The organism is Tepidiphilus margaritifer DSM 15129, assembly GCF_000425565.1.
GTDB classification, from domain to species: domain Bacteria; phylum Pseudomonadota; class Gammaproteobacteria; order Burkholderiales; family Rhodocyclaceae; genus Tepidiphilus; species Tepidiphilus margaritifer.
In genome coordinates this window covers 36,656-57,339 of record NZ_AUDR01000017.1, presented here as the reverse complement: position 1 = coordinate 57,339, position 20,684 = coordinate 36,656, and the positions used below count along the sequence as shown (strand labels likewise).

At 66.5% G+C, this 20,684-nt stretch carries 16 protein-coding genes; 1 reads left to right on the top strand and 15 read right to left on the bottom strand.

The window, feature by feature from the left end; translation table 11 throughout:
- Positions 1-3 precede the first annotated feature (3 nt).
- Together argJ and secA are read right to left on the bottom strand one after the other, a co-directional pair.
- Positions 4-1,248 (bottom strand): bifunctional glutamate N-acetyltransferase/amino-acid acetyltransferase ArgJ, encoded by a 1,245-nt coding sequence (gene argJ, locus H607_RS0106805; protein ID WP_028874810.1) that lies wholly within the window; start codon positions 1,246-1,248, stop codon positions 4-6.
- A 13-nt stretch (positions 1,249-1,261) separates the two neighbouring features.
- The gene (gene secA / locus H607_RS0106800; protein WP_028874809.1) at positions 1,262-3,988 is read right to left on the bottom strand and encodes a preprotein translocase subunit SecA; all 2,727 of its coding nucleotides are present in this window, start codon (positions 3,986-3,988) and stop codon (positions 1,262-1,264) included.
- Between the two features lie 73 nt (positions 3,989-4,061).
- On the opposite strand from secA, the gene H607_RS12895 reads away from it, so the two are divergent.
- Positions 4,062-4,604 carry a DciA family protein gene (locus H607_RS12895; RefSeq protein WP_051240734.1) on the top strand — a complete coding sequence of 181 codons (543 nt, stop codon included), beginning with the start codon at positions 4,062-4,064 and terminating at the stop codon, positions 4,602-4,604.
- A gap of 99 nt (positions 4,605-4,703) precedes the next feature.
- Here the strand turns inward: H607_RS12895 and lpxC are convergent, their stop codons facing one another.
- From lpxC to H607_RS0106730, 13 genes are read right to left on the bottom strand one after another with little or no spacing between them, the layout of a single operon-like run.
- A complete protein-coding gene (gene lpxC / locus H607_RS0106790) occupies positions 4,704-5,621 on the bottom strand; it encodes a UDP-3-O-acyl-N-acetylglucosamine deacetylase (RefSeq protein ID WP_028874808.1) in 918 nt (305 codons plus the stop codon).
- A 15-nt stretch (positions 5,622-5,636) separates the two neighbouring features.
- On the bottom strand, positions 5,637-6,815 hold the full coding sequence (ftsZ, locus tag H607_RS0106785; protein ID WP_211218502.1) for a cell division protein FtsZ: 1,179 nt from the start codon (positions 6,813-6,815) through the stop codon (positions 5,637-5,639).
- 48 nt (positions 6,816-6,863) lie between these two features.
- Positions 6,864-8,090 carry a cell division protein FtsA gene (gene ftsA, locus H607_RS0106780; RefSeq protein WP_037989911.1) on the bottom strand — a complete coding sequence of 409 codons (1,227 nt, stop codon included), beginning with the start codon at positions 8,088-8,090 and terminating at the stop codon, positions 6,864-6,866.
- Positions 8,087-8,923 carry a cell division protein FtsQ/DivIB gene (locus H607_RS12890; protein WP_051240733.1) on the bottom strand — a complete coding sequence of 279 codons (837 nt, stop codon included), beginning with the start codon at positions 8,921-8,923 and terminating at the stop codon, positions 8,087-8,089. Before H607_RS12890 ends, ftsA begins: the two co-directional genes overlap by 4 nt.
- Complete coding sequence (locus H607_RS0106770; protein WP_028874805.1) at positions 8,910-9,851, bottom strand: D-alanine--D-alanine ligase; 942 nt, start codon at positions 9,849-9,851, stop codon at positions 8,910-8,912. Before H607_RS0106770 ends, H607_RS12890 begins: the two co-directional genes overlap by 14 nt.
- A complete protein-coding gene (murC, locus tag H607_RS0106765) occupies positions 9,848-11,293 on the bottom strand; it encodes a UDP-N-acetylmuramate--L-alanine ligase (RefSeq protein ID WP_028874804.1) in 1,446 nt (481 codons plus the stop codon). Before murC ends, H607_RS0106770 begins: the two co-directional genes overlap by 4 nt.
- A complete protein-coding gene (murG, locus tag H607_RS0106760; protein WP_028874803.1) occupies positions 11,290-12,363 on the bottom strand; it encodes an undecaprenyldiphospho-muramoylpentapeptide beta-N-acetylglucosaminyltransferase in 1,074 nt (357 codons plus the stop codon). The genes murC and murG overlap by 4 nt, the downstream gene beginning before the upstream one ends.
- Positions 12,360-13,583 carry a putative lipid II flippase FtsW gene (gene ftsW / locus H607_RS0106755; RefSeq protein ID WP_028874802.1) on the bottom strand — a complete coding sequence of 408 codons (1,224 nt, stop codon included), beginning with the start codon at positions 13,581-13,583 and terminating at the stop codon, positions 12,360-12,362. Before ftsW ends, murG begins: the two co-directional genes overlap by 4 nt.
- Positions 13,568-14,941: a UDP-N-acetylmuramoyl-L-alanine--D-glutamate ligase gene (gene murD / locus H607_RS12060; protein ID WP_037989906.1), complete on the bottom strand. Its 1,374-nt coding sequence runs from the start codon at positions 14,939-14,941 to the stop codon at positions 13,568-13,570. Before murD ends, ftsW begins: the two co-directional genes overlap by 16 nt.
- A 6-nt stretch (positions 14,942-14,947) precedes the next feature.
- Entirely contained in the window at positions 14,948-16,036 is a 1,089-nt protein-coding gene (gene mraY / locus H607_RS0106745; RefSeq protein WP_028874801.1) for a phospho-N-acetylmuramoyl-pentapeptide-transferase, read from the bottom strand.
- A 4-nt stretch (positions 16,037-16,040) separates the two neighbouring features.
- Positions 16,041-17,432: a UDP-N-acetylmuramoyl-tripeptide--D-alanyl-D-alanine ligase gene (locus H607_RS0106740; RefSeq protein WP_028874800.1), complete on the bottom strand. Its 1,392-nt coding sequence runs from the start codon at positions 17,430-17,432 to the stop codon at positions 16,041-16,043.
- Positions 17,429-18,952: a UDP-N-acetylmuramoyl-L-alanyl-D-glutamate--2,6-diaminopimelate ligase gene (locus H607_RS0106735; protein ID WP_211218501.1), complete on the bottom strand. Its 1,524-nt coding sequence runs from the start codon at positions 18,950-18,952 to the stop codon at positions 17,429-17,431. The genes H607_RS0106740 and H607_RS0106735 overlap by 4 nt, the downstream gene beginning before the upstream one ends.
- Before the next feature lies 1 nt (position 18,953).
- Complete coding sequence (locus tag H607_RS0106730) at positions 18,954-20,684, bottom strand: peptidoglycan D,D-transpeptidase FtsI family protein (protein ID WP_028874798.1); 1,731 nt, start codon at positions 20,682-20,684, stop codon at positions 18,954-18,956.

Below are 20,684 nucleotides of genomic sequence, written 5' to 3'. Positions count from 1 at the left end.
CCCTCAGCTGCGGTATTCGGCGTTGATGCGGACGTAGTCGAAGGATAGATCACAGGTCCAGACGGTAGCGGCGGATTCGCCCCGGCCGAGATGGACACGCACGGTGATCTCGGCGTGCTTCATGACGCGGGCGCCATCTTCCTCACGGTAGGAGGATGCCCGCCCGCCTCCTTCGGCCACGAGGATGGAATCGCCCTCGGCTTCGAGCCAGACGCGGATCGCCTCCGGGTCGAGATCGTCGATGCCGGCGTAGCCAATGGCGGCGAGGATGCGGCCCAGGTTGGGGTCGGAAGCAAAGAAGGCGGTCTTCACCAAAGGAGAATGGGCGATGGCGTAGGCGACCTTGCGGCATTCCTCGCGCGACGTTCCGCTCTCCACCCGCACCGTGATGAATTTGGTGGCCCCTTCGCCGTCGCGCACGATGGCCTGGGCGAGCCAGCGCGAGACTTCGATCACGGCGGCGCGCACCTTGCGGTAGTCTTCGTCGTCGCTCGCGGCGAGCTCGCGCGACATCGCCGCGCCGGTGGCGATCAACACGAAGGAATCGTTGGTGGAGGTGTCGCCATCGACGGTGATGGCATTGAACGATTCATCGGCCGCCTCGCGCACCAAGGCATCGAGCAAAGGTTTGGCGAGCTTGGCGTCGGTGGCGACGAATCCGAGCATGGTGGCCATGTTGGGGCGGATCATACCGGCGCCCTTGCTGATGCCGGTAATGGTGACGACGGTGCCGTCGGAGAGCCGCACCTGGCGCGAGCAGGCCTTGGGCACGGTGTCGGTGGTCATGATGGCGTAGGCGGCATCCAGCCAGGCGTCCGGGCGCAGGTTGGTGACGAGCGCCGGCAGCGCGGCCTCGATCTTCTCCACCGGCAGCGGCTCGAGAATGACGCCGGTGGAAAACGGCAGCACTTCCTGCGGCTCGACCCCCAGCACCTGCGATACGGCCTTGCAGGTGCGGTGCGCTGCCTCCAGCCCCTCGGCGCCGGTACCGGCGTTGGCCACCCCCGTATTGATGACGAGCGCACGGGGCGCGGCCTCGCCCGCCAGGTGTTCGCGGCAGACCTGCACCGGCGCGGCGCAGAAGCGGTTCTGCGTGAAGACGCCGGCCACGCGGCTGCCGGGGGCGAGCGAGATCACGGTGAGATCGCGCCGGCCGGCCTTGCGGATGCCGGCCTCGGCCACGCCGAGACGCACGCCGGCGACGGGGCGAAGGTCCTTGGGATCGGGGGCGGAGAGATTGACGGCCATCGCGGGACTCCGTTCAGCTCAATTTACCGTGACAATGTTTGTATTTCTTGCCGGAACCGCAGGGACAGGGATCGTTGCGGCCGACCTTGGGCAGCACATTGGTCTGCGGCCGCGCCTTGACGGCCGTCTCACCCCCCTCTTCGGCAGCACCGGGTTCGGCGTGGTGGTACTGCACTTGCTGCACTTCGGGAGGGCGTTCGACGACTTCTTCGACCGCGGCCTCGGTGCGCACCTGCACCGAAAGGAGGATACGGCTGACATCGCGCCGGATGGCGTCGAGCATGGCCTCGAAGAGCTCGAAGGCTTCACGCTTGTATTCTTGCTTCGGGTTCTTCTGCGCATAGCCCCGCAGATGGATGCCTTGACGCAGGTGATCGAGCGCCGAGAGGTGTTCGCGCCAGTGCGTGTCGATGCTCTGCAGCAGGATGCTGCGCTCGAACTGTTTCCAGGCTTGCGGATCGACGAGGATCGCCTTGGCCCGGTAAGACTCCTCGGCCGCGGCGAGGATGCGCTCGAGCAATTGCTCGTCGCTGAGCTCCGGTTCGGCTTCGAGCCACTGGCGCAGCGGCAACTGCAGGTTGAATTCGCCGGCGAGCGTCTGCTCCAGCCCGGCGAGATCCCACTGTTCTTCGACGCTGTCGGCCGGAACATAGGTACGGAAGGTATCGACGAGCACGCCGGCGCGCATGTCGGCGACGAGTTCGCTCACGTCCTCGGCATCGACCACTTCGTTTCGCTGGGCGTAGATGACCTTGCGCTGCTCGTTGGCGACGTCGTCGTATTCGAGCAGCTGCTTGCGGATGTCGAAGTTGTGCTGCTCGACGCGCCGCTGGGCCGATTCGAGCGAGCGCGTCACCATGGGATGCTCGATCGCCTCGCCCTCGGGCATCTTCAGGCGCACCATGATGGCGTTGAGCCGGTCGCCGGCGAAGATGCGCAGCAGTGGGTCTTCCAGCGAGAGGTAGAAGCGCGAGGAGCCGGGGTCGCCCTGGCGGCCGGCACGGCCACGCAGCTGGTTGTCGATGCGGCGCGATTCGTGCCGTTCGGTGCCGATGATGCGCAAGCCGCCGGCGGCGATCACCGCGTCGTGCGCTTTCTGCCAGTCGGCGCGCAGCGCCTCGATGCGCTTTTCCTTTTCCTCGTCGGAGAGCGAGGGGTCGTTCCGGATCTCCTCGATCTGCGGCGCGATGTTACCGCCGAGCACGATGTCGGTACCGCGGCCGGCCATGTTGGTGGCGATCGTCACCATGCCGGGGCGCCCCGCCTGGGCGATGATGTGCGCCTCGCGCTCGTGTTGCTTGGCGTTCAGGACCTGGTGCGGGATCTTCTCCTTGGTGAGGAGCTTGGAGAGGAACTCGTTGACCTCGATCGAGGTGGTGCCGACCAGCACGGGCTGGCCGCGCTCACGGCACTCCTTGATGTCCTCGATCACCGCCTGCCACTTCTCCTTGGCGGTACGATAGACGCGATCGTTCTCGTCGCGACGCACGAGCGGCCGGTTGGTGGGGATGATGACGGTCTCGAGGCCGTAGATCTGCTGAAATTCGTACGCCTCCGTGTCGGCCGTCCCCGTCATGCCCGCCAGCTTCTCGTACATGCGGAAGTAATTTTGGAAGGTGATGGAGGCGAGCGTCTGGTTCTCGGCCTGGATGCGCACGCCCTCCTTGGCCTCGATCGCCTGGTGCAGACCTTCCGACCAGCGCCGGCCGGGCATGAGCCGGCCGGTGAATTCGTCGACGATGATGACTTCATCGTCCTGCACCACGTAGTGCTGATCGCGGTGAAAGAGCGCATGCGCCCGTAGCGCCGCATAGAGGTGGTGCAGCAAGGTGATGTGGCGCGGATCGTAGAGATTGCCGCCCTCGGGCAGCAGACCCATGCGCATGAGGATACCCTCGACCTTTTCGTGCCCCTGCTCGGTGAGCAGCACCTGGCGCGCTTTGAGGTCGATGGTGTAATCCCCGGGCTCGAGCACTTCCTCGCCCTGCATCTTCTGCTCGGTGAGGAGCGGCACCACCTCGTTCATTTTCAGATAGAGGTCGGTGTTGTCCTCGGCCTGCCCCGAGATGATGAGGGGGGTGCGCGCCTCGTCGATGAGAATGGAGTCGACCTCGTCGACGATGGCGTAATGTAGCCCCCGCTGCACGCGATCGACCGGGGCGTAGACCATGTTGTCGCGCAGGTAGTCGAAGCCGAATTCGTTGTTCGTGCCGTAGGTGATGTCGGCCACGTAGGCTTCCTGCTTTTCGGTGTGCGACAGACCGGGGACGTTGCAGCCCACCGTCAACCCCAGGAAGCGGTAGATGCGCCCCATCCAATCGGAGTCGCGCCGGGCGAGGTAGTCGTTGACCGTGACGACGTGCACCCCTTTGCCCGTGATCGCGTTGAGGTAGGCCGGCAGCGTCGCCACCAGGGTCTTGCCCTCGCCGGTGCGCATCTCGGCGATCTTGCCCTCGTGCAGCACGATGCCGCCGATGAGCTGTACGTCGAAGTGGCGCATGCCATGCACGCGCTTGCCCGCCTCGCGCACCACGGCGAAGGCCTCGGGCAGCAAGGCATCGAGCGATTCGCCATTGGCATGGCGCTGTTTGAATTCCGCCGTCTTCGCGCGCAGGGCCTCGTCCGAGAGCGCGGCCACGCTCGGTTCGAGTTCGTTGATGCGGGCGACGGTGGCGCGGTAGCGCCGCAGCAGGCGGTCATTGCGGCTGCCGAAGAGTTTCTTGAGGACGCGGGTGATCATTACGTACGGTCGGCTTGTCGGAGCGAATGGTGAAGTTTATCATGCCCCATCGGACGAGGCACGGGAAAGGACGATGACACGGAAACTGGAAGAAGTCTTCCGTCTCAGCGAGGAACTGGAGCCGCTGCGTCATCATGCCATGACGTTACTTCGGCTTCAGGAAAAAATCGACCGTCTGCTGGAGAAGGAGTTCCAGGGACGCATGTTCGTCGCCAATCTGCGGGAAGATACCCTCTATTTGCACACGCCCTCGGCCCTCGCGGCAGCAAAACTGCGGAATCGGCTACCAAGCCTCATGGCGGCACTCGGGGATTCGGCCCCCATCACGGCGATCAAGCTGAAGGTACGTCCCGCCCCCCTTCCCGCCTCCGGCATGGCGGCCCCCCGACCGCCGCGAATGCGCACCCTAGGGTCAGGGGCGCGCGCGGCGATCGCCGGGCTGTGCGCGGAAATTCCGCCGGATTCGCCCCTGCGTCAGGCGCTGGAGCGGCTGCTCGAGCACGCGGCGATGGCGTCAGAGCAGGGGCAAAAGCGCGATGCGCTCGAGTATCAAGAGACCAAGATAGATGAGGACGATGCCGAGCGCAAGCCTCAGGATGCGTTTGGCGTACCGTAGCCAGCGTCGTTCGCCGCTCCAGAGATAAGCGGCAACGCAGACTCCGGCGCCGAGCAGAACGAAAACGAGGAGGAGACGGAATCCCAGCACGGCATGCGCTTACGCCGTCACGGCGCCGGCAGCGAACGCGGGCAGGAGAGACGGCGCCTCATCCTGTTCCAGGGTGGTGAGTTCCCAGGCACCGCGATCGGCCATGAGGGCGCGCAGGAGCTGATTGTTGAGCGCATGGCCGGATTTGTGGGCCACGTAGCGCGCGAGCAGCGGGTGCCCGGCGAGGTACAGGTCGCCGATGGCATCCAGTATCTTGTGCCGCACGAATTCGTCGGGGAACCGCAAGCCCTCGGGATTGAGGATGCGGTATTCGTCGAGCACGATGGCGTTGTCGAGGCTACCGCCTTGCGCCAGACCCATCTCCCGCAGCAGCTCCACTTCGTGGACGAACCCGAAGGTACGGGCCCGGGCCACGAAGCGCGGGTAGGCGTGCTCGGAGAAGTCCACCACGGCGCGGGTTTGCGAGGCGCTGATCGCCGGATGGTCGAAAGCGATGGAAAATTCGAGACGGAACCCGGCATGAGGCTCGAGACGGACCCATTTGTCGCCCTCACGCACTTCGACGGGGCGAAGAACGCGCACGAAACGACGCGGCGCTGGCTGGGCTTCGATCCCCGCCTCGAGCATCATCATGACGAACGGCGCGGCGCTGCCGTCCATGATGGGGATCTCGGGCCCATCGACGTCGATGTGCACGTTGTCGATTCCCAGCCCCGAGAGGGCCGACATGAGGTGCTCGATGGTGGCGATCTTCACGCCGTTGTGCTCGAGCCCGGTGCACAGGCGCGTCTCGCGCACCGCTTCGGGCGACGCGGGAATGGATACCGGCGGATCGAGATCGACGCGATGGAAGACGATACCGGTATCCGGCGCGGCCGGGCGCAGCCACAACTGCACTTTCTCACCGGAGTGCAGACCGACTCCGGTGACGTGCGCGATGGACTTGAGCGTGTGCTGGGAAATCATGCCAATCCAGTACGATCAGTCGTTCTGCTTGCGCAGGAAGGCGGGAATGTCGAGCCGGTCGAGCCCGGGCATGCGATCGGCGAGTGTGCTGCGGCGTCCACGCACGGAACGCTCCACCTGGGGCATGCCGCGTTGCGGGGCCTCGGCGCGCCCTGGCATGGATCCCATGGCGGCGGCACCGCCATAGGTTCCCGTGCCGCGAATCACTTCCATTTGAGGCTGTGGCCGCGAGGAACGCCCTGCCCCGAGGCCGGTCGCGACGACCGTGATGCGGATGCGGTCTTCCATCGTGTCGTCGAAGACGGCACCGTACTTGACGAACGCCTCGGGAGCGGCAAAAGCCTGCACGGTGCGCACGGCATCGCGCACTTCGGAGAGCTTGAGCGAACGGCTGGCAGTAATATTAATAAGGACGCACCGAGCGCCGGAGAGTTCCGTCCCTTCCAGCAGCGGACTCACAGCGGCCTGCTCGGCAGCGACACGCGCACGGTCGATGCCCGAGGCTTCGGCCGAACCCATCATGGCGCGGCCCATCTCACCCATGGCGGTGCGGACGTCCTGGAAGTCGACGTTGACCAGGCCGGGCACGTTGATGATCTCGGCGATACCGGCCACGGCGTTCTTGAGCACGTTGTCGGCGGCCTTGAAGCAGTCTTCGAAGCCGGCGTCGTCGCCGAAGACTTCGAGCAGGCGGTCGTTGAGCACGACGATGAGGGAATCGACGTGGCGTGTGAGCTCTTCGATGCCGCTTTCGGCGACGCGGTCGCGGTTTTCGAAATCGAACGGTTTGGTAACCACCGCCACGGTGAGGATGCCCATCTCCTTGGCGATTTCGGCGATGACCGGCGCGGCGCCGGTGCCCGTGCCGCCCCCCATGCCGGCGGTGAGGAAAGCCATGTGGGCGCCCTCGAGGGCCGCGACGATGCGATCGCGTGACTCCATCGCCGCTTCACGCCCGGCTTCCGGCTTCGAACCCGCCCCGAGTCCGGAAGAGCCGATCTGCACCTTGGTCGGTGCGAGGCAGCGCGTGAGCGCCTGGGCATCGGTATTGACGGCGACGAATTCGACTCCGCCGATGCCTTCGCGAATCATGTGGTCGACGGCGTTGCCACCCGCCCCCCCGATACCGAGCACTTTGATGACCGTGCCCTTGTGGGTGGTGTCGACCAGTTCTTCAATCCCTTTGACCGCCATGATGTTCTCCCGCTTTTGTCGTGCATTCTAACGTAAAGGAATCGTGGTTCAGAAATTTTCCCGGATCCATTGCCACACACGCCGCCACCACAGTCCATTGGCAACACGCCCTCCCCTGCCCGGGATCCCGCGCTGGGACTCTGCCGCCTCGAGTACGAGCCCGACGGCGGCGGCATACTCGGGGTCGGTCAGCCGCTCGCGCAAGCGACCACTGACGAGCGGTGCACCGAGCCGAGCCGGCATGCCCAAGACTTCCTCGGCCAGCTCGACCATGCCGCCGAGTTTGGCCGAACCGCCGGTGAGCACCACGCCGGAGGAGAGCATTTCTTCGTAGCCGCTGCGGCGCAGTTCTTGCTGGACCAGCTCGAAGATTTCTTCGGCGCGAGGGTGGATCACGTCCGCGAGCCGCTGGCGCGACAGTCGTCGCGACGGACGATCGCCCACCGGGGCGACTTCGATCATCTCTTCGGGATCGACCCAGTCGTGCCGTGCCGCCCCATGTTCGAGTTTGATCGTCTCCGCTTCCCCCGTGGGCGTGCGCAGCGCCATGGCGATGTCGTTGGTGATCATGTCGCCCGCCGCCGGTAAAACGGCCGTGTGCCGAATCGCCCCTTGCGTATAGACGGCGAGATCCGTGGTACCCGCACCGATGTCGATGACGCACACACCCAGGCTCTTTTCGTCTTCGGTGAGCACGGCGTGCGCCGCGGCGAGGGGCTGCAGGACGAGCCCGTCGATTTCCAGCCCGGCACGGCGCACGCACTTGATGATGTTTTGGGCGGAGGCTGCCGCCCCCGTGATGATGTGCACTTTGGCCATGAGCTTTACCCCGCTCATGCCGACAGGGTCTTTGATGCCACCCTGGCCGTCGATGATGAATTCCTGGGTGAGCAAGTGCAGCACCTGCTGTTCGGAAGGGATGGGCATGGCGCGGGCGACTTCGATCACCTTGACCACGTCCTCGCGCGTGATCTCGCTGCCCTTGACGGCGATCATCCCCTCGGCATTGGTGCACTGGATGTGGGCCCCTGAGATGCTAGCGTGCACGCGCGGGATGTCGCAGGCGGCCATGCGCTTGGCCTCGTCGACGGCTTGGGCGATCGCTGCCACGCTCGCTTCGATGTTGACCACGACGCCGCGTTTCATACCGGTCATCGGCGCCACACCGAGCCCGACCGGCTCGACGCCGCCGTCCTCGCGCAGGCGGGCAACGAGACACGTCACCTTGGACGTGCCGATGTCGAGCCCCACGAGCAGATCTCGATCTTCCCTCATTTTCTCTTCCCTTTAGAATCCGGCGGTGAAGGCGGCGCAATCATGCCCGCCGGGCCGGCGATCGCGAGCGCCTGCTGGTGGCGAAAATCGACGCGCACGGGGGTATAACCCAGCCGCTCGCGGATCGCATCCCATCGTTGGGCGAGCCAGGTGAGGCGCTGCTCGGCCTGCTGCAGTGAGTCGAGTCGCCCGAGCACGAATTCCGACCCTTGACTCAGGCGCACGACGTAGGAAAGCGTGTGCCCCACCTGGAGCACTTCCAGCCGGCCCAGCGGCTGCAGTACCCGGCTGAGCCCCTCGTAGGCTTCGAGCAAGGACTCTTCCTGACCCGAAGGACCGATGAGGCGAGGCAGATCGTCGGAGGGCGGCGTGGCGCTGAAGACGTGCCCGTTGGCATCGAGCAGCGAGAGCTCGCCGCTGGCGACGTCGATCCAGATCGCGATGGGACGATATTCGGCCAGGCTGACCACCAAGGAATCGGGCCAGACGCGACGCACGTCGGCGCGGCGCACCCAGGGCAGGTCTTCCAGTGCTCGGCGTAAGGCTCCGAGATCGACGTCGAAGAAGGTTTTTCCTTCCACCGCCCGCAACGCCGCATAGCGCAAGCGGTCGGAATCACTATGTTCGAGTTCGCCCTCGATGACCACGGTGCGAATCGACGGTACCCACTGCTCCCCCCAGTAAGACCATGCCGCGGCGGCAAAAAGGAGCAAAGCGAGCAGGCTGAGGCGCCGCGTCCAGCGGGCGAGCAAAAAGGGGTCACGCCACCAGCGTGCTCCCGGGGGCACGGGTGCAACGGAGGACTTGCGAGAGAAACGCTCAGAGCGGCTCATCGCAGCGCGCTTCCTCCAGGATACGCAGGCACAAGGACTCGAACTCGATGCCGAGCGCACGGGCAGCCAATGGCACGAGCGAATGCGAGGTCATGCCAGGGGCGGTATTCATCTCGAGGAGATAAGGCGATTCTCCCTCGAGCAGCAAATCGATGCGTCCCCAACCGCGGCAGCCGAGCGCGCGCGCCGAGCGCATCGTGAGCTCGGCCAGCCGCGCGGCGAGCGCCTCTGACAAAGGGGCGGGACACAGATAACGCGTCTCGTCGCTGAAATATTTGTTGTAATAGTCGTAACGACCCCGGGGGGCGACGATCTCGATGGCAGGCAGCGCTTGCTCACCCAAAAATCCGATCGTGATCTCACGTCCCGCCACGAAACGCTCGACGAGCACTTCACCGTCGAAACGCTTCGCCGCCCCCAAGGCTGGCCATAGTTCTTCTTCGCGGTCGACGCGCGTCGCCCCCATACTGGAGCCTTCGTGCACCGGTTTGACGAACACGGGGAGCGCGAGCGCCTCGAGCACCCGCCGCGACACCTCCCTGGGCCCAGCGGCAAAGTCTTCCTCGGTGAGCCGCAGCGCCGGCGGCGTGGGCAAACCCAACTGCTGCCACAAGAGCTTGGTGCGCCATTTGTCCATGGCCAGGGCGGACGCGAGTACGCCGCTGCCGGTGTAGGGAATGCGCAACCATTCGAGCGCGCCCTGGAGGGTACCGTCCTCACCGCCGCGGCCATGCAGCGCGACGAAGGCGCGGGCAAAACCTTCGCGTTTCAATTCGAAGAGATCGCGTTCTGCAGGATCGAACGGGTGCGCATCCACACCGGCACGACGCAATGCCTCGAGCACGGCGCCCCCCGACATCAAGGACACCTCGCGCTCGGCCGAACGCCCGCCCAAAAGGACCGCCACTTTGCCCAAATCGCTGCTCACGCCGCCCGCTCCTCGTTCGCCGCGCTCACCGTCGCGGCCGATTCCTGCACCAGAAGCGCCGGTAAACGGCCGATCGAGCCTGCCCCCATGGTCACGACCACGTCGCCGTCGCGCACCACCTGCGGCAGTACCGCCGGGACTTCATCGAGCCGCTCGACGAAGAACGGCTCGATCTTGCCGCGCAACCGCAGCGCCCGCGCGAGACTGCGGCCATCGGCCGCCGGGATCGCTTCCTCTCCAGCCGGATAGACCTCGAGCAGCACCAGGGCATCGACCTCGGAGAGCACGCGGACGAAATCCTCGAAGCAGTCGCGCGTGCGGCTGTAGCGGTGCGGCTGGAAAACGACCACCACGCGTCGTCCCGGGAAGGCGAGGCGTACCGCCTCCAGGGTGGCCCGCATCTCCACCGGATGATGTCCATAATCGTCGATGAGGGTATAGGCGCCGCGTACCGTACCGTCATCGCCGGAAATGGGCAGATCCCCGTAGCGCTGGAATCGCCGCCCCACCCCCTGGAATCCCGCCAGTGCACGCACGATCGCCTCATCGGGCACGTGCAGTTCGCTCGCCACGGCGATCGCCGCCAGCGCGTTGCGCACGTTGTGCAGACCGGAAAGATTGAGTTCGATCGGCAAACGTGTCTCGCGCCCGTTACGCCGCACGGCGGTAAACAACATCTTCCCGCGCTCGGCGCGCACGTCTTCGGCGCGCACCGCAGCCTCCGGGTTCAAGCCATAGCCCACCGTGGGGCGCTCGATCCGCGGCACGATGGATGCGACGTGCGGATCGTCCATGCAAAGTACGGCTACGCCCCAGAAAGGCAGGCGGTGCAGGAAATCGACGAAGGCGGTCTTGAGCCGCTCGAAATCATGCCCGTAGGTGGACATGTGATCAGCGTCGATGTTGGTGACCACCGCCATCACGGGCGAGAGATGCAGAAAGGAGGCATCCGACTCGTCGGCCTCGGCCACGAGGTATTCCCCCTGGCCCAGGCGGGCATTGCTGCCGGCAGCGATCAAGCGTCCGCCGATGACGAACGTCGGATCGAGCCCCCCTTCGGCGAGAAGGCTCGCCACCAGCGAGGTCGTCGTCGTCTTGCCGTGGGTGCCGGCGATCGCGATGCCCTGCTTGAAACGCATCAGCTCGGCGAGCATCTGGGCGCGCGGCACCACGGGAATGCCGGCCGCACGGGCGGCGAGCACTTCGGGGTTGTCCGCCGCCACCGCCGAGGAGACCACCACGGCGTCTGCCCCGGCGACGTGTTCGGCTGCATGCCCCACCATCACCCGCACGCCGAGCGCACGCAGGCGCGCGAGCGTGGCACTCTCGGCCAGATCCGAGCCGCTCACTTCGAACCCCAGGTGTGAGAGCACCTCGGCGATGCCGCTCATTCCCACCCCGCCGATGCCGACGAAGTGCACGCGTTTGACGCGGTGTTTCATGTCCTGTCCTTTGCCAATCGTTCGAGTTCGTCGGCGATCGTCACGGTCGCCTCGGGTCGGGCTAGCGCCCGGGCGGCGAGCGCCATCTGCCGGCAACGTTCACGGTCGAACCCCCGCAGCAGTTCGGCCAAGCGCTCGGGTGTGAGCTCGGATTGTGGCAGCAGCCGCGCCGCACCGCCTTCGACGAGAAAGCGTGCGTTCGCCGTTTGGTGATCGTCCACCGCATGAGGGAAAGGCACCAATATCGCCCCCACACCGACGGCGGCAAGCTCCGCCACCGTCATCGCCCCGGCGCGCGAGATGACCAAATCGGCCTCGGCCAAGGCGGCGCCCATGTCCTCGATGAAGGGCAGCAACCGCGCTTCCACGCCGTGGTGCGCATAAGCTTGCTCGAGCGCGGTGAAATGAGCACTACCCGACTGATGCGTCACCACGGGTCGCTCGTGCGGCGCCAACTGCGCGAGCGCCGCCGGCATCCCCTCGTTGAGCGCCTTGGCCCCAAGGCTGCCGCCCACCACCAGCACGCGCAAGGGCCCTTGGCGCCCGGCAAAGCGCGCCTCGGGCGGCGGCACGGTGAGGAGCTCACGGCGCACGGGGTTACCCACCCAGCGTCCGCCCGGCAGCGCTGCGGGAAACCCCGTGAGCGCGGCAGCGGCCAGACGCGACAGCACCCGGTTCGCCAGTCCCGCCACGGCGTTCTGCTCATGCACCACGAGCGGGATACCGCGCAGGCGTGCGGCCACCGCCCCGGGAAAGCTCACGTATCCGCCCATGCCAAGCACCACGTCCGGACGCACTGCTGCCAGCAGACGCAGGGCGCGCGCGATCGCCCCCGTCAAGGAAAACGGCAGCTTCAGTTTGCGCCCCATTCCCTTGCCGCGCAAGGCGCCGAAACCGAGCGAAACGAATTCGAATCCACGAGGCGGCACGAGCCGGGATTCCATTGCCCCCTCGTTGCCGAGCCAGACCACGCGCCAGCCGCGCTCGCGCAAGGATTCGGCTACCGCCAGCGCCGGAAAGATGTGCCCGCCGGTGCCGCCGGCCATCACGAGCGCGGTATGTGTGCTCATACCCGCACCCCTCGTCGCAGACAGCGCAGCTCCCAATCGGCCCGCAGCACCACCGCCATCGCCGCGAGGTTGGCGATGATACCCGAACCGCCATAGCTCATGAAGGGTAGCGTGAGCCCCTTGGTCGGCAATAGCCCCACATTCACCCCCATGTTGATGAGCGCCTGCACGCCGATCCACAGACCGATGCCGAACACCGCCAGACCGGAGAAATACTGCTCGACGCACACCAACCCCCGGCCGATGGTAAAGGTGCGCCAGATGACCACCGCGAAGAGCGCCACCACCGCGCATACCCCCACCCAGCCGAGTTCCTCGCCGACCACCGCGAGCAGGAAATCGGTGTGCGCCTCGGGCAGATAGAAGAGCTTCTCCACGCTGCCGCCCAAACCGACGCCGAACCACTCGCCACGGCCGAAGGCGATGAGCGCGTGCGTGAGCTGGTAGCCCTTGCCCAAGGGATCGGCCCACGGATCGAGAAAGGCGAAGAGGCGCTGGCGACGGTATTCGGAACTCAGGATCAAGCCGGCGAAGGCAAAGCCGGCGAGCACCATCAGCGCGAAGAAGATGCGCAGCCTCAGCCCTCCCAAGAACAGGACGCCGAAGGCGATGGCGCTGATCACGGCAAAAGCCCCGAAGTCCGGCTGCAGCAGCAGCAGCACGCCCACGAGCACCACGACGAAGGCAAGCGGCAGAAACCCGCGCCAGAAACTGGCCATGAAGCGCAGCTTGCGCACCGTGTAATCCGCGGCGTAGAAGGCGACGAAGAGTTTCATGAATTCGGAGGGCTGCAGATTGATCGGCCCCAGCGGGATCCAGCGCCGCGAACCATTGACCACTTTGCCGACCCCGGGCACCAGCACCAGCACCAGCATCGCCACGCCGAGCAGAAAGAGCCAAGGGGTGAGCGATTGCCACACCCGCATCGGCACCCGAAACGCCCCCCAGGCCACCGCGGCCCCCAGGAGGACGAACACCAGCTGGCGCACCAGGAAATAGCTCGCACTGCCGCCGGTGGCACGCGACTCGTCGGCAAAGGCGATGCTGGCCGAATAGACCATCACCAGACCGAAGAGCGTGAGCGCCGTCACCGCCCAGAAGAGCGCCAGATCGAATTCCCCGAAACGCGCCGGCGGCACCTGCCCTGCATGGCGCACCGCCGCCTCGGTGAACCGGTCGGGACCGCGCCCGAACCAACGGCGGATCAGCGCCGTAACCATCGCCCCCCCTCGTCCGGCAAGGACCGGATCGCCGCCAGGAACACTTCCGAGCGATGCGCATAATCGCGGAACATATCCAGGCTCGCGCACGCGGGCGAGAGCAGCACCACCTCGCCCGAACGGGCTGCCGCATCGGCCGCCTCGACGGCCTCGGGCAGCGCAGTGCAACGCCGCGTCGGCACGCCTGCTTGGGCAAAGGCGGTTTCCAGCGCCGGCGCATCGCGCCCGATCAGGAGCGCCAAACGTACCCGATCACGCGCCGCCTGCGCGAGCGGCACGAACGACTGCCCCTTGCCGTCGCCACCGGCGATCAGGATCACCGGCGCATCGAACCCTGCGAGCGCCGCGATCGTCGCCCCCACGTTGGTGCCTTTCGAATCGTCGACGAAACGCACCCCATCGGCGCGCACCGCCACCGTCTCGACCCGATGAGGCAATCCCTCGAACGAGGCAAATGCCTTGATCGCCGCCTCGGGCGCCACCCCAACCGCCTCGGCGAGCGCGAGCGCCGCCAGCGCATCGATCTCGTTGTGCCGCCCGGGCAGAGGCAAGGCCGAGCGGGGCGCGAGCCGCTGGCTGCCGCGCACGAACCAGCCCGATTCCAACCCGAAATCCGTCGCCGCGCCCGGCGCGTCGCTACCCACCGTCACGCGCCGCGGCGCGCTGCGGGCCATGTCGCGCACCAGCGCATCGTCGCGCACCACCACCGCCGTCTCCACGCCCTCATAGACGCGCGCCTTGAGGGCGGCATAGGCTTCGAGCGAGCCATGCCGGTCGAGGTGATCCTCGGTGACGTTCAACACGACCGCGGCATGCGCCGCGAACGGCCCGGCCGTCTCCAGCTGAAAGCTCGATACTTCCAGCACCCACACCTCCGGCCAGGGCAATCCTGCCTCCTCGCGCTCACGTGCGGCGGAGAGGATGGCCGGGGCGATGTTGCCAGCGGCGAGCGCATCGAGCCCGGCGTGCCGCAACAGATGCGCCGTGAGCGCCGTGGTCGTGGTCTTGCCGTTGGTGCCGGTCACCGCCACGAGACGCCCCGGACGACCGCGCGCCTGCCAGGCCTCGTAAAAGAGCGCCAGTTCCCCCTGAACGGGAATGCCGCGCGCCCGCGCCAGCCTGCACAGCGGCAATTCGGGCGACAGCCCCGGCGAGAGCCACACCCGTTCGACCCCCTCGAGCAGCGACGCCTCGAACGGCCGGCCCAGCACCAGGGATTCGGGCGGCAACAGGGCGCGCAAGCCGGCGGCAGCCGGCGGCTGTCCCCGCGTATCGGCGGCGCGCACGACGGCGCCGCGATGCACGAGCCAGCGCACCATCGCCTCACCGCTCAAACCGAGTCCCAGCACCAGATCCATCGCTACTCACCGCAGTTTCAAGGTGGAGAGCCCGAAGAGCACCAACATCAAGGTGACGATCCAGAAACGGATCACCACCTGAGTCTCTTTCCAGCCCCCCAGTTCGAAGTGGTGGTGCAGCGGCGCCATGCGCAGGATGCGCTTTCCTCCAGTCCATTTGAAGTAGCCCACCTGCAGCATCACCGACAGCGCCTCGGCGACGAACAGACCGCCCATGATGAAGAGCACCAGCTCCTGACGCACGATCACGGCGATGGTCCCCATGGCCGCGCCCAGGGCGAGCGCCCCCACGTCCCCCATGAACACCTGCGCCGGATGTGCGTTGAACCACAGGAAACCCAGTCCCGCGCCGCAGAGCGCCCCGCAGAAGACCGCGAGTTCCCCCGCGCCGGGCACGTAAGGCACGCCCAAGTAGCGGGCGAACACGGCGTGTCCTGCCACATAGGAGAAAATCGCCAGCGCGCCGGTCACCATCACGGCCGGCGTCACCGCCAGACCATCGAGTCCGTCGGTGAGATTGACCGCATGCCCCGTGCCGTTGATGACGAAATAGGAGAGCAGCACGAAACCGGCCGTACCCAGAGGGATCGCCACTTCCTTAAAAAACGGCACGATCAGCTGGGTCTGTACCGGCTCGGTGGCGGTGAGCCCCAGGTAGAGGCTCGCCGCGAGCGCGATCGCGGAAGTCCAGAAATATTTCCAGCGGCTGGGCAAACCTTTCGGGTCGCGCCGCACCACTTTGCGCCAGTCGTCGACCCAACCCACGATGCCAAAGCCGAGCGTGACGAGCCAGACGGTCCACACGTAGCGGTTGGTCAGATCCCCCCACAGCAGCACCGTCACCGATACGGCGAGCAGGATCAGAGCTCCGCCCATGGTCGGCGTGCCGGACTTCGCTAGATGCGTCTGCGGCCCGTCGGTACGCACCGTCTGCCCGATCTTTTTCGCCGCGAGCCAGCGGATCAGCCCCGGGCCCAGGGCGAAGGACACGAAAAGCGCCGTCATCGCCGCCAGCACCGTGCGCAGCGTGATGTAGCCGAAGACGTTGAACGCCCGGATGTCCTGCCCCAACCAAAGCGCGAGTTCCAGCAGCATCGAATCACCCTTGAAGCGCCGCGGCCTTGGCCGCGAGCGCGGAAACCACCCGTTCCATGCGCATGAAACGGGACCCTTTGATCAAAACGGCCGTCTCCGGTGAGAGATCCGGGCGCAGCCGCTGCACGAGCGCCTCCACATCGTCGAAGGACTCGGCCTGCCGTCCGAAGGCGCTGGCGGCCTCACGCGCGAGCGCTCCCAACGTGAAGAGCCGCCCGATACCCGCGGCACGGGCATGTGCGCCCAGTTCCGCGTGCAAACGCGGCGCCTCGGGACCGACTTCACCCATGTCTCCGAGCACGAGCAACTTGCGCGCATGCGGCAGCGCGGCGAGGACTTCGATCGCCGCGCGCATGGAGTCCGGATTGGCGTTGTAGGTATCGTCGATGAGCAGCGCCCCCTGTGCCCCGGCCAGCGGTTGCAGCCGCCCGGGCACAGGGACGAACGCGGCAAGCGCACTGGCCGCCGTTGCGAGCGGAACGTCCAGTGCCACGGCACAGGCCATCGCCGCAAGCGCGTTGTGCACGTTGTGCCGCCCCACCAGCGGCAGCGTGAATGCCGCCTCCTCTCCCGGCGCGCGCACCTGCACGCGCCAGCCCCAGGACAAGGGCTCGGCCGTGCCGCACACCTCGCCGCCGCGGCCAAAAGTGAGCACGCGGCGCCCTGCCGCCATCTCTCGCCACAAGGACGCATGAGGATCGTCGGCAGGAATGACCGCCGTCCCGTCGGACGCGAGGAAACGGTAGATCTGCCCTTTCTCGCGCGCCACGGTGTCGAGCGTACCAAACCCTTCGAGGTGGGCACGCTGCGCCGTGGTGACCACGGCGACGTCGGGACGGGCGATGGCGGCGAGCTCCGCCATCTCGCCGGGACGGTTGATGCCCAATTCGCACACCGCCGCGCGCTGCCGCGGTTCGAGTTCGAGGAGCGTGAGCGGCAGACCGATGTCGTTGTTGCGGTTGCCGCGCGTGGCCAGCACCGACTCCGCCCCGAAGTGCTTGCGCAAGATCGCCGCCGTCATCTCCTTGACAGTGGTCTTGCCGTTGCTGCCGGTGATGCCGACCAAACGCCCGGAGAAACACCCCCGCCACCCGGCCGCGAGCCGACCGAGCGCGCGGCGGGTATCCTCGACCAAGAGGAAATTCCCGACCGGCTGCCGTAACGCCCACCAGCGCCGTTCGACCAAGGCGGCAGCCGCCCCGGCAGCGAGCGCAGCGGCGACGAAATCGTGCCCGTCGAAACGCGCCCCGCGCAGGGCCACGAACAGCCTGCCCTCGAGCGGGGCGCGCGAGTCGATCTCGACACCCGTGATCGGCTGCCCCCCTTGCCCGAGGAGTTCGACCGACTCCCCCTGATCGGCGAGCAGGGCGGCAAGCTCTGCCAGCGTTGCGTTCACGGTAGCTCCGCGAAGAGATTGCGTTCGCGCCAGCGTGCCAGCGCCGCCTCGGCTTCGGCCTGATCACTGAAGGGGTGACGTATTCCGGCGATCTCTTGATAAGGTTCGTGCCCTTTGCCGGCGAGCAGAATCACGTCGTCGGCGCCGGCGGTCTCGATCGCGTGGGCGATGGCCTTGGCCCGGTCGGGCTCGACGAGGAGGTCGGTGCGTTCGATGCCGGAAAGGATATCGGCGATGATCGCCTCGGGCGGTTCGGAGCGGGGATTGTCGGAGGTCACGATCAAGCCGTCGGCCCGTGCCGCCACCGTGCCCATGAGCGGTCGCTTGCCCCGATCCCGGTCGCCGCCACAGCCGAAGACGACGATGAGCCGCCCGCCACGGGCGCGGGCCGTGGGCACCAGCGCCGAAATCACTTGTTCGAGGGCATCCGGCGTGTGGGCGTAATCGATCACCACCAAGGGCTCCGCCACGCCCCCGATCCATTGCATCCGCCCCGGCGGCGGCACCACGCGCCCCAGGGCCGCCGCGGCTCGCTCGAGCGCCACGCCGCGAGAGAGCAGCGCCCCCAGCACCAGCAGCGCATTACTGACATTGAAGGTGCCAAAGGCCGGCAAATGCATGGGCAGCATGCGATCCTCGAGCGCGACGGTCAAGCGCTGGCCGCTCGTGCCTTCGCGCGGCGGCTCCGCCAGCCACAAGGGGCGGACGCCCGGCAGCGCCGGCCGCGCCCGCAGGCTCACCGCCCAAGTCTCCAACCCGCGGGCAGCGCACTCGCGGGCGATCGCCTCGCCCACGGGGTCGTCCACGTCGATCACCGCCACGCGCAGTTCCGACCGCTCGAAAAGGCGCCGTTTGGCCGCCGCATAGGCTTCCATACTGCCGTGATAGTCGAGGTGATCGCGCGTGAGGTTGGTGAAGAGCGCCACATCGAAACGCACCCCCGCGACCCGATCCTGTACCAGACCGATGGAGGAAACCTCCATCACCGCCGCCTCGCAGCCGGCATCGACGAAGCGCCGCAGCCAGGCGTGGAGCTGAGGGGCCTCGGGCGTGGTGAATCCCAGGTCCTCCAAACGACCGATGCGCCCACAGCCGAGCGTGCCGATCACCCCGCAAGCGACCCCGAGCGACTCCAACGCTTGCGCGAGCCACTGGCTGGTGGTCGTCTTGCCATTGGTCCCGGTGACACCGGCCACCCACAAAGATTGCGAAGGGGCACCATAGACACGGTCGGCGATGAGCCCGGCGAGCCCGCGCAACCCCTCCACGGCAATCATGGGCACGACATTGGCCAATTCGGCCGGCGGGCTCCAGCCATCTCCCGCCTCGTAGAGCACGGCCTGCGCACCGGCGGCGAGCGCCTGAGCAAGGTAGTTTCTGCCGTCGGTCTTTTCACCCGGCCAGGCAAGGAACACGGTGCCCGGCACCACTTGCCGGGAATCCTGCGTCACTGCGTGCGGATAAATTCCCCGTCGATGCAGTTCCCACCAAATATCTTCGACGTTATGCATGACGTCCATGTCAACCTCGCGGCCGTTCGGCCGCCGCTACCGCCGGCCCTGGCACGTCCGGCGCCACGCCGAGCCCGGGCAACACCTGCCCGACGATCTCGGCGAACACCGGTGCCGCCACGATGCCGCCGTAATAGGATTTCACTTTGGGCTCGTCGATCATCACCGCCACCACCAATCTCGGCTGAGAGGCTGGAGCATAACCAACGAAGGAAGCGACGTATTTATCGACGTAGCGACCATTGTCGAGCTTGTGCGCCGTGCCCGTTTTGCCGGCAGTACGATATCCCCCAACGGCCGCTCGCCTCGCCGTCCCCCCTGCCTGCGTGACGAGCTCCATCATCGCCTTCACCTCCTGCGCCGTCTTGGGCGAGACGAGTCGGCGCTGTTCGGCAGGCGACGACGGCGTATCACGCCGCGTCAGGGACAAGGGTAGCATCACTCCGTCATTGGCGATCGCCTGGTAAGCGTGCGCCAATTGCAAGAGCGAAGTCGAAATGCCATGACCATAAGCCATGGTCGCCACCTCGATGGGTTTAAGGGAATTGGCCGGCAGCATGCGCCCCGGTGCCACGCCCGGCAGCGGCAGATCGGGGCGGACGCCGAAACCGAAAGCACGGTAGTGTTGCCAGATGTCCTTCGGATCGAGGCCGAGCGCGATCTTGGCCACCCCCACGTTGGAAGACTTCTGAATCACCTGAGACACCGTCAGCGCGCGATCTCCGACGTGTGAATCCTTGATCGTGTGGTTGCCCACCTGAAAAACGCCCCCTTGGATGTCGATGAGCGTATCCGGCCGGACCTTGCCGCGCTCCAAGGCCAAAGCAACCAAGACGGGTTTCATTACCGAGCCGGGCTCATAGATATCAGTGACCACGCGGTTACGCACCTCGCTCAAGTCGAGCCCCGTGCGGCGGTTGGGATTGTAGCTGGGCCAATTGGCGAGTGCCAGAATTTCGCCTGTGCGCACATCGATCACCACGGCCCCGCCAGCGCGCGCCTGATGCAATTCCACCGCCCGCTCGAGCGCGCGGTAGGCGATATGCTGGATACGCGCGTCGAGCGAGAGCACCACGTCACGCCCATCGCGGGGTTGCTGCAACCAAACAGAATCCTGGACCACGCGGCCATGTCGGTCTTGGATCACCAAGCGTTTGCCGGCCTCCCCCTGGAGCACGCCGTTCAGACTCGATTCCAGACCATCGATGCCATTGCCATCGACATCGACGAGCCCCACCAGCTGGGCGAACGCCTCGCCCTGAGGATAGAAACGCTGATACTCCTCGACCACGCCCACGCCCTCGAGGCCGAGCTGAGTCACCGGCTTGGCCTGATCCGGAGGCAATTGCCGTCGTAGATAGACGAATCGGCGCCCACCCTGACCGAGACGACGATCCAATTCATCCGCGCTCATACCCAAAGCACGCGCCAGCCGGGCGAAATCTTCGACCGGCCATTCACGTACTTTGGCCGGATCGGCCCAAATACTGGCCACGGGCGACGAATCAGCGAGGATCTGGCCATTGCGATCGAGCACGCGCCCGCGCATCGCCGGCACCTCGATCTGGCGCTCGTAGCGCGCCCCACCCTGCTGCTGCAGGAAATCACGCTGCACGCCCTGTAGATAGGCCGCTCGCACCACCAACGCCGCCAGCAAAGCAAGCAAAAATCCTGCCATGAGCCGCTGGCGCCATACCGGAACCGCCAGCACCAACATCGGGTTAAGCGCCGTCTTCTCCAT